This is a genomic window from Pseudomonas sp. Irchel 3H9 (genome assembly GCF_900187495.1).
GTDB lineage: Bacteria > Pseudomonadota > Gammaproteobacteria > Pseudomonadales > Pseudomonadaceae > Aquipseudomonas > Aquipseudomonas sivasensis.
Genome location: NZ_FYDK01000001.1, coordinates 674,487 through 686,400, shown reverse-complemented (window position 1 = coordinate 686,400; position 11,914 = coordinate 674,487). Strand labels below are relative to the sequence as shown.

12 protein-coding genes and 1 pseudogene are annotated in these 11,914 nt (G+C 59.8%); 11 read left to right on the top strand and 2 right to left on the bottom strand.

What is annotated here, in order from left to right; genetic code table 11:
- Window positions 1-133: 133 nt before the first annotated feature.
- From livH to CKW32_RS03255, 8 genes and pseudogenes are all read left to right on the top strand, one after another.
- A complete protein-coding gene (gene livH / locus CKW32_RS03290) occupies window positions 134-1,057 on the top strand; it encodes a high-affinity branched-chain amino acid ABC transporter permease LivH (RefSeq protein ID WP_003172375.1) in 924 nt (307 codons plus the stop codon).
- Window positions 1,054-2,307 (top strand): high-affinity branched-chain amino acid ABC transporter permease LivM, encoded by a 1,254-nt coding sequence (locus tag CKW32_RS03285; RefSeq protein ID WP_095184031.1) that lies wholly within the window; start codon window positions 1,054-1,056, stop codon window positions 2,305-2,307. The genes livH and CKW32_RS03285 overlap by 4 nt, the downstream gene beginning before the upstream one ends.
- The gene (livG, locus tag CKW32_RS03280; RefSeq protein WP_012722652.1) at window positions 2,304-3,071 is read left to right on the top strand and encodes a high-affinity branched-chain amino acid ABC transporter ATP-binding protein LivG; all 768 of its coding nucleotides are present in this window, start codon (window positions 2,304-2,306) and stop codon (window positions 3,069-3,071) included. Before CKW32_RS03285 ends, livG begins: the two co-directional genes overlap by 4 nt.
- A 1-nt stretch (window position 3,072) precedes the next feature.
- Window positions 3,073-3,774, top strand: a complete 702-nt coding sequence (locus CKW32_RS03275; protein ID WP_095184030.1) for an ABC transporter ATP-binding protein — start codon at window positions 3,073-3,075, stop codon at window positions 3,772-3,774.
- A gap of 237 nt (window positions 3,775-4,011) precedes the next feature.
- Window positions 4,012-4,308, top strand: a complete 297-nt coding sequence (locus CKW32_RS03270) for a DUF2282 domain-containing protein (RefSeq protein WP_032891579.1) — start codon at window positions 4,012-4,014, stop codon at window positions 4,306-4,308.
- A gap of 26 nt (window positions 4,309-4,334) precedes the next feature.
- A pseudogene (locus CKW32_RS03265) lies at window positions 4,335-5,210 on the top strand (DUF692 domain-containing protein).
- A complete protein-coding gene (locus CKW32_RS03260) occupies window positions 5,207-5,983 on the top strand; it encodes a DNA-binding domain-containing protein (protein ID WP_095184029.1) in 777 nt (258 codons plus the stop codon). The pseudogene CKW32_RS03265 and the gene CKW32_RS03260 overlap by 4 nt, the downstream one beginning before the upstream one ends.
- Complete coding sequence (locus CKW32_RS03255; protein WP_032891582.1) at window positions 5,980-6,465, top strand: DoxX family protein; 486 nt, start codon at window positions 5,980-5,982, stop codon at window positions 6,463-6,465. The genes CKW32_RS03260 and CKW32_RS03255 overlap by 4 nt, the downstream gene beginning before the upstream one ends.
- On the opposite strand, the gene CKW32_RS03250 is transcribed toward CKW32_RS03255, so the two are convergent.
- Window positions 6,462-7,370: a LysR family transcriptional regulator gene (locus CKW32_RS03250; RefSeq protein ID WP_095184028.1), complete on the bottom strand. Its 909-nt coding sequence runs from the start codon at window positions 7,368-7,370 to the stop codon at window positions 6,462-6,464. The two genes, CKW32_RS03255 and CKW32_RS03250, sit on opposite strands and share 4 nt — an antisense overlap.
- A 103-nt stretch (window positions 7,371-7,473) precedes the next feature.
- On the opposite strand from CKW32_RS03250, the gene CKW32_RS03245 reads away from it, so the two are divergent.
- From CKW32_RS03245 to CKW32_RS03235, 3 genes are all read left to right on the top strand, one after another.
- Window positions 7,474-8,073 (top strand): short chain dehydrogenase, encoded by a 600-nt coding sequence (locus tag CKW32_RS03245; protein WP_032891585.1) that lies wholly within the window; start codon window positions 7,474-7,476, stop codon window positions 8,071-8,073.
- 97 nt (window positions 8,074-8,170) lie between these two features.
- The gene (locus CKW32_RS03240; protein ID WP_032891587.1) at window positions 8,171-8,842 is read left to right on the top strand and encodes a COG3650 family protein; all 672 of its coding nucleotides are present in this window, start codon (window positions 8,171-8,173) and stop codon (window positions 8,840-8,842) included.
- Between the two features lie 105 nt (window positions 8,843-8,947).
- On the top strand, window positions 8,948-10,561 hold the full coding sequence (locus tag CKW32_RS03235; RefSeq protein WP_032891589.1) for an NAD(P)/FAD-dependent oxidoreductase: 1,614 nt from the start codon (window positions 8,948-8,950) through the stop codon (window positions 10,559-10,561).
- A gap of 122 nt (window positions 10,562-10,683) precedes the next feature.
- Here CKW32_RS03235 and CKW32_RS03230 read toward each other — a convergent pair whose 3' ends face one another.
- Window positions 10,684-11,778: a PLP-dependent cysteine synthase family protein gene (locus CKW32_RS03230; protein ID WP_095184027.1), complete on the bottom strand. Its 1,095-nt coding sequence runs from the start codon at window positions 11,776-11,778 to the stop codon at window positions 10,684-10,686.
- Between the last annotated feature and the right edge of the window lie 136 nt (window positions 11,779-11,914).

Here is an 11,914-nt window from a genome sequence, read left to right as displayed (position 1 = left end):
ACCTGAAAATCTTAAAACCGTCACCAGCGGTTCGCTGGCAAACGCTTTGTGCAAATGTGCTCACAGAACACAGCACAGGGCCGGAACATGACTCCACCAGTGAAATGCGTATCGGGTTTTTAGGAGCGCTGTAATGCCTGAGATCTATCATTTTTTCCAACAGCTGGTTAATGGCCTGACCATTGGCAGCACCTATGCCTTGATAGCCATTGGCTACACAATGGTTTACGGCATCATTGGAATGATCAACTTCGCCCATGGCGAGGTGTACATGATTGGTTCCTACGTGGCCTTCATCGCCCTTGCCGGGCTGGCCATGATGGGTATCCACTCCCTGCCGCTGTTGATGACCGCCGCGTTCCTTGCGTCGATCGTCGTAACCAGTGCCTATGGTTACAGTATCGAGCGCGTTGCCTACCGTCCCTTGCGTGGCAGCAACCGTTTGATCCCGCTGATTTCCGCCATCGGCATGTCGATTTTCCTGCAGAACACCGTATTGCTGTCTCAGGACTCCAAGGATAAATCCATCCCGAACCTGATTCCGGGGAGCTTCTCCTTCGGCCCAGGTGGTGCGGAAGAAGTGCTGATTTCCTACATGCAAATCCTGGTCTTCGTCGTCACCCTGGTGGCCATGCTGGGCCTGACCCTGTTCATCTCCCGCTCCCGTCTGGGGCGCGCCTGCCGGGCCTGTGCCGAAGACATCAAGATGGCCAACCTGTTGGGCATCAACACCAACAACATCATCGCCCTGACCTTCGTGATCGGTGCTGCGCTGGCAGCCGTCGCGGCGGTACTGCTGAGCATGCAGTACGGCGTAATCAACCCCAACGCCGGTTTCCTGGTAGGCCTCAAGGCTTTTACCGCAGCGGTATTGGGCGGCATCGGCAGTATCCCGGGCGCGATGCTCGGCGGGCTGGTGCTGGGTGTGGCCGAGGCGTTTGGTGCCGATATCTTCGGCGACCAGTACAAGGACGTCGTGGCGTTCGGCCTGTTGGTTCTGGTGCTGTTGTTCCGTCCGACCGGCATCCTGGGCCGTCCGGAGGTTGAGAAAGTATGAGCAGATATCTTAAATCGGCGTTTTTCAGCGCCTTGCTGGTGTGGGCCGTGGCCTTCCCGGTACTCGGCCTCAAGCTGAGCATTGTCGGCATCAACCTGGAAGTGCATGGCACCGGTCCCGTGACCCTGACCATCATCGCCCTGTGTTCGGTGCTGATGTTCCTGCGTGTGCTGTTCACCCAGCAGGTCGGCGCTCTGTTCAAGAGCAACCGTGGTCCGTTGGTATCGCCTAAGGTCAGCCAATTCCTGACCCTGCCGCGCACCCAGCGCTACATCATCATCGGCCTGATCGTGGCCGCACTGATCTGGCCGTTCTTTGGCTCGCGCGGTGCCGTAGACATCGCCACCCTGATCCTGATCTACGTGTTGCTGGGCCTGGGCCTGAACATCGTGGTGGGCCTCGCCGGCCTGCTCGACCTGGGTTATGTGGGTTTCTACGCCGTGGGTGCCTACACCTACGCGCTGCTCTCGCACTATCTGGGCTGGAGCTTCTGGATCTGCCTGCCGCTGGCCGGCATGGCGGCGGCCACGTTCGGCTTCCTGCTGGGCTTCCCGGTACTGCGACTGCGCGGTGACTACCTCGCCATCGTAACCCTGGGTTTCGGCGAGATCATTCGTCTGTTCCTGCGTAACCTCACGGACATCACCGGCGGCCCCAACGGCATTAGCAGCATCCCCAAGCCAACGTTCTTCGGGCTGTCGTTCGACCGCACCGCTGCCGAAGGCATGCAGACCTTCCACGAGTACTTCGGGATTGCCTACAACCCGGTAAGCAAAGTGGTGTTCCTGTACCTGGTGGCGCTGTTGCTGGCGCTGGCGGCATTGTTCGTGATCAACCGCCTGCTGCGCATGCCAATCGGCCGTGCTTGGGAAGCGTTGCGCGAAGATGAAATCGCCTGCCGCGCCCTGGGTCTGAACCCGACCATCATCAAGCTCTCCGCCTTCACCCTGGGTGCTGCGTTCGCCGGTTTTGCCGGCAGCTTCTTCGCCGCGCGCCAAGGCCTGGTGACACCGGAGTCGTTCACCTTTATCGAGTCGGCGATCATCCTTGCCATCGTGGTATTGGGCGGCATGGGCTCGCAACTGGGCGTGATCCTGGCCGCGATCGTGATGATCCTGCTGCCAGAAATGATGCGTGAGTTCAGCGAATACCGCATGTTGATGTTCGGCGCCATGATGGTGCTGATGATGATCTGGCGTCCTCAAGGTCTGCTGCCCATGCAACGTCCACACATGGAGCTGCGCAAATGAGCCGCGAGATCCTGAAAGTCGAAAATCTGAGCATGCGCTTTGGCGGTTTGCTGGCGGTCAACGGCGTGGCCCTGACCGTGAAAGAGAAACAGGTGGTTGCATTGATCGGCCCCAACGGCGCCGGCAAGACCACGGTGTTCAACTGCCTCACCGGCTTCTACAAGCCAAGCGGTGGCAGCATCCTGCTGGACGGCCAGCCGATCCAGGGTTTGGCCGGTCACGAGATCGCCCGCAAGGGCGTGGTGCGTACCTTCCAAAACGTGCGGTTGTTCAAAGACATGACGGCGGTCGAAAACCTGTTGATCGCCCAACACCGTCACCTGAACACCAACTTCTTTGCAGGCCTGTTCAAGACCCCGGCGTTTCGCAAAAGCGAGCGCGAGGCCATGGAATACGCGGAGTACTGGCTGGACAAGGTCAACCTCACCGAGTTTGCCAACCGTCCCGCCGGCACCCTGGCCTACGGTCAGCAACGTCGCCTGGAAATCGCCCGCTGCATGATGACCCGCCCGCGGATCCTCATGCTCGACGAACCAGCCGCCGGCCTGAACCCAAAGGAAACTGAAGATCTCAAGGCGCTGATCGGTGTGCTGCGTGAAGAAAACAACGCCACGGTGCTATTGATCGAACACGACATGAAACTGGTCATGAGCATTTCCGACCACATCGTGGTGATCAACCAGGGCACGCCCCTGGCCGACGGGACGCCGGAGCAGATCCGCGACAATCCTGAAGTGATCAAAGCCTATTTGGGGGAAGCGTAAAATGCTGCAATTCGAAAACGTTTCCACTTTCTACGGCAAGATCCAGGCCCTGCACAGCGTCAATGTGGAAGTACGCCAGGGTGAAATCGTGACCCTGATCGGCGCCAACGGCGCCGGCAAGTCCACCCTGTTGATGACCTTATGCGGTTCGCCACAGGCCCACAGCGGCAGCATCCGCTACATGGGTGAAGAACTGGTGGGCCTGCAGTCTTCGCAGATCATGCGCAAGAGCATTGCGGTGGTGCCGGAAGGCCGCCGCGTGTTCTCGCGACTGACCGTCGAAGAAAACCTGGCCATGGGCGGGTTCTTCACCGACAAGGGCGACTACCAGGAGCAAATGGACAAGGTGCTGCACCTGTTCCCCCGGCTCAAGGAGCGCTTCAGTCAGCGCGGCGGCACCATGTCCGGCGGCGAGCAGCAAATGCTCGCCATCGGCCGGGCGCTGATGAGCAAGCCCAAGCTGTTGCTCCTGGACGAACCGTCCCTGGGCCTGGCACCGATCATCATCCAGCAGATTTTCGACATCATCGAACAGCTGCGCAAAGACGGTGTGACCGTGTTTCTGGTGGAACAGAACGCCAACCAGGCGCTGAAAATCGCCGACCGCGCCTATGTACTGGAAAACGGTCGTGTGGTGATGCAGGGCACTGGCGAGCAGTTGCTGACGGATCCGAAGGTGCGCGAGGCGTACTTGGGCGGCTAAGAGACGGTTGCTGAATAAACCGGATCTAAATGTGGGAGGGAGCTTGCTCCCGATGGCGGCATATCAGGCACAGAGCATGTGACTGATAGTCCGCCATCGGGAGCAAGCTCCCTCCCACATTTGTTTTCACCGTTTGAAAGTTTTTCAACTGCCTTTGTAACGAACTCAATCCTCCCTTCTCTAGTGGTGCATGCAGGCAATCAAGCCTGCCCACTCAACCACTGCTGGAGAAACACCATGACGACCAAACTGTCCGCCGCGTCCCTCGTCCTCGCCCTGAGTTCTGCCTTGAGCCTCTCCGCTCTGACCAGCACCGTCCACGCCGCCGACGACATGCAGAAATGCTTCGGCGTCGCTGAAGCCGGTAAGAACGATTGCGCCGCAGGCGCAGGCACCTCCTGTGCCGGCAGCTCGAAAACCAAGGATCAGGCCAACGCCTGGAAACTGGTCCCCGCCGGCACCTGCACCCAAACCCCCAGCTCCACCTCGCCGACCGGTTTCGGCCAGGAAGCTGCCTTCACCGCCAAGTCGTGAAACCCTGCACAGCCTGAGTACGGATCATGACGCTTTCACGCCAGCACACGGTCTCACACGCTCAGGCGCCCGGCCTCCCCTGTCGGGCCGGGCTGGGGCTGAAGAGCGAGCACTTCACCGAAGTGCTCCAGACCCTTCCCGATGTCGGTTTTTTTGAAATACACGCCGAAAACTACATGGTGGCCGGCGGCCCGTTTCATCACTACCTAGGGTTGATTCGCCAACAGTACTCGCTGTCGCTGCACGGCGTGGGCCTGTCCATCGGCGGCGAAGGTCCGCTCAACCGTGAGCACCTGGCGCGCCTGGCAACGCTGATCGAACGCTACTAACCCCACTCCTTTTCCGAACACTTGGCCTGGTCCAGCCACGGCCCGGTGTTTCTCAATGACTTACTGCCCCTGGCCTACGACGCAGACACGCTGAACCGGGTATGCGAACACATCGACCAAGTGCAGAGCACGCTCAAGCGGCCCATGCTGCTAGAGAATCCATCGACCTATTTGCAGTTCCAGCGCTCTACCCTGGACGAGACCGACTTCATCAGCGAGACCATCCGCCGCACTGGCTGTGGCTTGCTGCTGGATGTGAACAATGCCTACGTGTCGTGTATCAACCACCAGCGCGACCCGCTCACTTACATCGACGCCCTGCCGTTGCACGCGGTGGGCGAGATTCACCTGGCCGGCTTTGGCGAGGACACCGACAACCTGGGTGATCGCCTGCTGATCGACGACCATGGTGCCCCCATCAACAACGCCGTATGGCAACTGTACAAACAGGTGCTCACACGAACTGGCCCGGTCGCCACGCTCATTGAACGTGACAACCACGTGCCGGCCTTTAACGTTTTGCACGCTGAAGCCCAACAGGCCGAGCACTATTTATCGCAGGTCCGCCCATGAGCCTTCACGACGCCTTCACCAGCGCCTTGCTGGCACCCGACCTGCCCTGCCCGGACGGCCTGTTCAGCAGTAACGGTGCCGACCCGGCCAGTCGCTTTGCGGTATATCGCAACAATGTTCACAGCTCATTGATCAATGCACTGGCATCGGCCTATCCCGTGACAGTGCAATTGGTAGGCGATGAGTTTTTCCGCGCCATGGTCGGCGTTTACGTCCAGGCGAACCCGCCTACCAGCCCACTGATCAGTGACTACGGCAGCACATTCGCCGACTTCATCCAGGGTTTCGATCCGGCCTCCAGTGTGCCTTATCTGGCCGACGTGGCCCGCTTGGAACGCTTGCGGGTTCGTGCCTATCACGCGGCAGATACGCCGGCGGTGAGTCAGCAAGACGCCCTGCAACAGCTGCAGGCCCAAACGGAGCTGGGCGCATTGCGCCTACGGCTGCACCCATCCCTTGCCGCTTTGAACTCAGCCTACGCCGTGGTTGCGGTATGGGCGGCGCACCAGACCGAGGGCGCCTTGGCCACTCTTGATCCTTACAAAGCCCAAAGTGCATTGGTGCTGCGCCAGGGGTTGATCGTCAAGGTCTTCGCCGTCGACGGCGGCTCTGTCGCTTTTATCAATAGCCTGAACCACGGCGCCGCATTAGAAATGGCCGTGGCGGATGCGCTTAAAGCCTGCGCCGAGTTCGACCTGCACCAGTGTCTGTCACTGCTGATCAACCACGACGCCATCACTCACTTGCTCCCAGAACAAAAGGTATCGCCATGAACACTAGCCCTTCGTGCCGGATCAAACAGGCCATCGTTCTCTTCGAGAAAATCCCCTACAGCCTGATCGCGTTTATTGCGCGCTTTTCCATCGCGGCAGTGTTCTGGAAATCCGGGCAAACCAAAGTAGAAGGCTTCGCCATCGATCTGGTCAGCGGCACGTTCCAACTCGGTGAACCCTCACTCGCCGCCTCGACACTGCCGCTGTTTCGCAGTGAGTACCACGTGCCGTTGATATCGCCGGAAGTGGCCGCGCACATGGCGGCGTTTGCAGAGCACTTTTTCCCGGTGCTGATATTGGTGGGGTTCGCCACGCGCTTCTCAGCCCTGGCCTTGATTGGCATGACGTTGGTCATTCAATTGTTCGTGTACCCGGACGCCTACCCCACCCACGGCACTTGGCTTGCGCTGCTGTTGCTATTGGTTGCCAAGGGCCCTGGTTGCTTGTCCATCGACCACTTGATCGCCCGCCGCTACCGTTAAAGACGATCCAACGCCTCGCCGCTGCGCTTGAACCACTCCACCAGGTAGTCGGCCAGAACCTGGGTGCGCCTGGGCAGGCCACCTTGATAAGGGTGAACCAGGTACATCGGCAGGCTTCGAGTCTGATAGTCACGCAGCAACCAGCGCAATCGACCGTCGGCCAGTTCCGTCGGCAGCACGTAGGACGGCAACCGGGCAATACCAGCGCCTACCAGCGCTGCCTTCTTCAGCAAGTTGTAATGGTTGGAGGCAAAGGTGCCGCTTACCCTGACCCGCAACAACTCGTGCTGCTGGTGATACAGCCATTCCTCGCGGCCGCTGTAGTGGCTGTTGAGCAAGCAGGTGTGCGCCGCAAGATCCGCCGGGGTCAGCGGTTCGCCGTGCTGCTCCAGATAGGCGGGGCTGGCGCAAGTCATCTCATGCCAGGCCAGCAGAGGCTTGGCCACCAGGCGCTCGTTTTCAATCGCACCCGAACGCACCCCCAAGTCGAATCCATCACGCGCGAGGTCTCGATAGCTGTTGTTGAGTTCAATCTCGATCTGCACCTGAGGGTACTGCTTGGAAAATTCCAGCAACAAGCCATCGAAGAAAGTTTCGCCTAATGAAACGGGAACCGTCATACGCACCGGCCCGGCCAGATCGTCCTTGAGCCTCGCCAGTGCCTGACGCGCACGTTCCACCTGCACCACCAATGCCTGGGCCTGTGGCAACAACGCCGCGCCGGCAGCGGTCAGGCTGAGCTTGCGGGTGGTGCGGTGCAACAACACCACACAAAACTGCGCTTCCAGCTGGGAGATACGCTTGGATAACTGGCCCTTACTGCAGCCCAGTTGCTCGGCGGCCACCGTAAAACTGCCGGCTTCGATCAGTACGGCAAAGGCCGCCAGGTCATCCATCTCGCTCATGGATTGTTTCCATTTGAAAACCAAAGGTTGCCTATTACCAAGTTTATCCAGCGAAAAAGCCACCCTAGACTGAGCCCTCACTTATCACTGGAGGAACAGCACCATGAAAATCCTATTGATTGGCGCGAGTGGCACCGTCGGCTCGGCAGTCAAGGCCGAACTGGCTCAGCGTCATGAGGTGATCAGCATTGGCCGCACCAGCGGCGACTTCCAAGTGGATATCAGCGACAGCGCGTCAATCCGCAGGTTGTTTGAGCAAACCGGTAAATTCGACGCCCTCATCTGCGCGGCCGGTAGCGTGAATTTCGTGGCGCTGGGTGATATGAGCGAAAACGACTTTGAACTTGGCCTGCGTGACAAGCTGATGGGCCAGGTAAACCTGCTGCTGATCGGCCGCGAGTATGCTAACGACGGCGCCTCGTTCACCTTCACCAGTGGCATTCTCAACCGTGATCCGATTCGGACTGGCGCTTCTGCGGCGCTGGTCAATGGCGCACTCGATGCGTTTGTCAAAGCGGCAGCGATCGAATTGCCACGAGGCCTGCGCATCAACTCCGTGAGCCCCACAGTGCTGGAAGAGGCCATGGGCAGCTACGCACCTTACTTCCGCGGCTATAAGCCGGCTCCGGGCGCTGACGTGGCCTTGGCCTACGCTAAAAGCGTGGAAGGCCTACAGACCGGCCAGACATTTATGGTTGGCTGAATGTAAGGGTTGTAAGAATTACCTGAAGCGGGACAGCGGGGTTGTGATGCACCGCCAGCCTGCGTAACGTGGCGGCACTTGCCTGGAGACCCCGATAATGCGTGCCGCCCGTACCTTTGCTTTGTGTGCTTTGCTTCCCTTTCTAACCGCGTGTCAGGTCTTCGAGAGCGAGCCGGCCAAGCCGTCTACGGTTGGGCTGACCCGCATGCAGGGCCAACTCACAGCCGTAGGCGACAAACTGTTGTTCCAAGCGTGCCACGACCAACGTAACTACGTGGTCAAGGACACCGGCGGCACCAGCATCCTGCAGGAAGCCGCCTCCCTGGCCGGCCAGCAAGGTGCGCTGTTTGCCGACCTGCGCGGTAAGTTTTCGGGCGTCGCCACCGGCACTCAGGGCGAAGTGGAGTTGCAACAGCTCTACCGTGTCGAACGGTCGACCTCGGCCTGCGACGACCCCGATTTCAAACGCATGATCCTGCGCGCCAACGGCCACAAGCCGGCCTGGGCGATGAACGTCACCGCCAAGGGCATGGTGCTGGAACGTGAAGGCCAGCCGCCTTTGGCCGTACCTTATGTAGAAGAGCAGATCGGCGACGGCCGCTTTAACCTGATGACCGAAGCCAACAACCAGCACATCGAGCTGTGGGTGGCTCCGCAACGTTGTGTGGACAGCGTCAGCGGCAGCCTGCAACACATGACCGCCGAATTGCGGATCAACGGTCAAGTCCAGCGTGGCTGCGCGGCTTTCGGTGGTTCGCGGGACGATTGATAGTGTCCTGCGCTTTTTAGCATGACGGGACACCACCGTTGGGGCTTATAATCGCCGGTTTGCAAAACCGCCGGCCTTACCGAATGCCGCACACCGGATCCCGTCATGTTACGAATCACCGAACTCAAGCTGCCCATCGACCATCCCGAAGAAGACCTGCGGCCTGCCATCCTGGCGCGCCTTGGCATCGCCAGTGATGACCTGCTCGATTTCACCCTCTTCAAACGTAGCTACGACGCCCGTAAAAAATCGTCGGAGCTGTGCTTCATCTACACCATCGACTTGGATGTGAAGGGTGAAGCCGCCCTGCTGCTCAAGTTTGCCGATGACCGCAACGTCAACCCGGCGCCGGATGTCAGCTACAAAGTAGTCGGCCAAGCGCCCGAAGGCCTGGCTGAACGACCGATCGTAGTCGGTTTTGGCCCCTGCGGGATCTTCGCCGGGCTGCTGCTGGCACAGATGGGTTTCAAGCCGATCATCCTCGAACGCGGCAAGGAAGTGCGCCAGCGCACCAAGGACACCTGGGGCCTGTGGCGCAAAAGCGTACTGAACCCCGAGTCCAACGTTCAGTTTGGTGAAGGCGGCGCCGGCACCTTCTCCGACGGCAAGCTTTACAGCCAGATCAAAGACCCCAAATTCCACGGTCGCAAAGTACTCCACGAGTTCGTCAAAGCCGGCGCGCCGGAAGAAATCCTCTACGTCAGTAAGCCGCACATCGGTACCTTCCGCCTGACCGGCGTGGTGGAACACATGCGCGAGCAGATCATCGCCCTGGGCGGTGAGGTGCGTTTCGAGCAACGCGTGACTGACGTGCTGATTGAAGACGGCCAACTGAACGGCGTGGTGGTGGATGGCGGCGAGCAGATCCTGTCCAGGCACGTGATCCTGGCCCTGGGCCACAGCGCCCGAGATACCTTCCGCATGCTTCACGGTCGTGGCGTATACATGGAGGCCAAGCCGTTTTCGGTGGGCTTCCGCATTGAACACCCTCAATCGCTGATCGATGCCGCGCGCCTGGGTAAATACGCCGGGCACCCGAAGCTGGGCGCCGCCGACTACAAACTGGTGCACCACGCGAAGAATGGTCGCTCGGTCTACAGCTTCTGCATGTGCCCTGGCGGCACCGTGGTGGCGGCCACCTCCGAGCCGAACCGCGTTGTGACCAACGGCATGAGCCAGTACTCACGTAACGAGCGCAATGCCAACTCCGGCATCGTGGTCGGCATCACGCCGGAAGTGGACTACCCCGGTGGCCCGCTGGCGGGTATCGAGTTGCAGGAACGCCTGGAGTCCCACGCCTACATTCTCGGTGGCAGCAACTACGAAGCCCCGGCACAACTGGTGGGTGATTTCATCGCCGGCAAGCCGTCCACCGCCATCGGCAGTGTGGAACCGTCCTACAAACCTGGCGTGGCCCTGGGCGACCTGGCGTTGGCGCTGCCGGACTTCGCCATCGAAGCCATCCGCGAAGCGCTGCCGGCGTTCGAGAAGCAAATCAAAGGCTACTCGCTGCACGATGCGGTACTGACCGGTATCGAAACGCGGACCTCGTCGCCGCTGCGGATAACCCGTGACGAATCGATGCAGAGCCTGAACGTGAAAGGGCTGTTTCCGGCCGGTGAAGGCGCCGGTTATGCCGGTGGGATTTTGTCGGCGGGTGTTGATGGGATTCGAATTGCCGAGGCGTTAGCGCGGGATATGTTGGGCATCGAGGCCTGAGCACATCCGTGTTCACAAGTGGGAGGGGGCTTGCTCCCGATAGCAGTGGATCAGTCAGGACACATGTGACTGGTCCACCTTCATTGGGAGCAAGCTCCCTCCCACACGGTTTTTGCGTGATTTCAGATGTTAGCGCGCAGGATGCAATCCGGTAGCGGCTCGCCCCGCTCCACACTGGCCGCAACGGCCGCGATTAGCCCTTGCAACTCGTACCCCTGCCCCGCCAACCACACCGGGTTGTAATAGGTTGTGGCGTATCGCTCGCCACCATCGCACAAGATCGCCACGATAGAACCCGACTCCCCCGCAGCCTTCATCTGCTGCGCTGCCACCAACGCGCCAACCAAGTTGGTCCCGCTGGAACCGCCCACTCTCCGCCCCAATCGCTCTGCCAGATAATGCATGGCTGCCAGTGACAGCGCATCCGGGACCTTGACCATTGCGTCGATCACCTTCGGCAAAAACGACGCCTCGACCCGTGGCCGGCCAATGCCTTCGATACGCGAACCGCAGTCCAGGCGCAGGCTGGCGTCACCCGTCTGGTAATAGTCAAAAAACACCGATCGCTCAGCATCGGCGCATAGCACGCGGGTGGCGTGCTGGCGATACCGCACGTAGCGACCCAATGTCGCCGTGGTGCCGCCGGTGCCGGGGCTGGAAATCAGCCAGCTCGGCTCGGGATGCTGCTCGAAACGCATCTGTTGGAAGATCGACTCGGCGATGTTGTTGTTCGCGCGCCAGTCGGTAGCGCGCTCGGCGTAGGTGAACTGGTCCATGAAGTGACCGCCACTTTCCCGCGCCAAGCGCTCGGATTCTGCATAGATCTGTGTGGGATCTTTTACCAGATGGCTCTTACCGCCATAGAAGGCAATCTGCGCGATTTTTTCCTGGGAAGTGCTGGCCGGCATCACCGCGATAAACGGCAGGCCGAGCAGCCGAGCAAAGTAGGCTTCGGAGATCGCCGTGGAGCCGCTGGAGGCTTCAATCACTGGTGCTCCGGGCTTGAGCCAACCATTGCACAGCGCATACAGAAACAGCGAGCGGGCCAGCCGGTGTTTGAGGCTGCCGGTGGGATGGCTCGACTCGTCCTTGAAGTACAACTCGATACCCGGCAAACCTGGCAGCGGCAAGGGGATCAGGTGGGTGTCAGCGCTGCGCTGGAAGTCTGCTTCGATGATACGAATGGCTTCGCGAGCCCAGGGACGATGGTCACTCATGGTCGGTTTCTCTAAGAATTTCCAGGTCAATATTAGGATCTTTCCTACACTCGACACAGATACAGTAACGTCTCAATTGGACACACAATTTCAAGCCCCTGACGCAACGCTGAACCTGCCCATTGCTTATAACAAA

Excerpts from the sequence above, each read along its gene's own strand:
- livH (WP_003172375.1), top strand. The coding sequence starts at position 134 with ATGCCTGAGATCTATCATTTTTTCCAACAGCTGGTTAATGGCCTGACC.
- CKW32_RS03285 (WP_095184031.1), top strand. The coding sequence starts at position 1,054 with ATGAGCAGATATCTTAAATCGGCGTTTTTCAGCGCCTTGCTGGTGTGG.
- livG (WP_012722652.1), top strand. The coding sequence starts at position 2,304 with ATGAGCCGCGAGATCCTGAAAGTCGAAAATCTGAGCATGCGCTTTGGC.
- CKW32_RS03275 (WP_095184030.1), top strand. The coding sequence starts at position 3,073 with ATGCTGCAATTCGAAAACGTTTCCACTTTCTACGGCAAGATCCAGGCC.
- CKW32_RS03270 (WP_032891579.1), top strand. The coding sequence starts at position 4,012 with ATGACGACCAAACTGTCCGCCGCGTCCCTCGTCCTCGCCCTGAGTTCT.
- CKW32_RS03260 (WP_095184029.1), top strand. The coding sequence starts at position 5,207 with ATGAGCCTTCACGACGCCTTCACCAGCGCCTTGCTGGCACCCGACCTG.
- CKW32_RS03255 (WP_032891582.1), top strand. The coding sequence starts at position 5,980 with ATGAACACTAGCCCTTCGTGCCGGATCAAACAGGCCATCGTTCTCTTC.
- CKW32_RS03250 (WP_095184028.1), bottom strand. The coding sequence starts at position 7,370 with ATGAGCGAGATGGATGACCTGGCGGCCTTTGCCGTACTGATCGAAGCC.
- CKW32_RS03245 (WP_032891585.1), top strand. The coding sequence starts at position 7,474 with ATGAAAATCCTATTGATTGGCGCGAGTGGCACCGTCGGCTCGGCAGTC.
- CKW32_RS03240 (WP_032891587.1), top strand. The coding sequence starts at position 8,171 with ATGCGTGCCGCCCGTACCTTTGCTTTGTGTGCTTTGCTTCCCTTTCTA.
- CKW32_RS03235 (WP_032891589.1), top strand. The coding sequence starts at position 8,948 with ATGTTACGAATCACCGAACTCAAGCTGCCCATCGACCATCCCGAAGAA.
- CKW32_RS03230 (WP_095184027.1), bottom strand. The coding sequence starts at position 11,778 with ATGAGTGACCATCGTCCCTGGGCTCGCGAAGCCATTCGTATCATCGAA.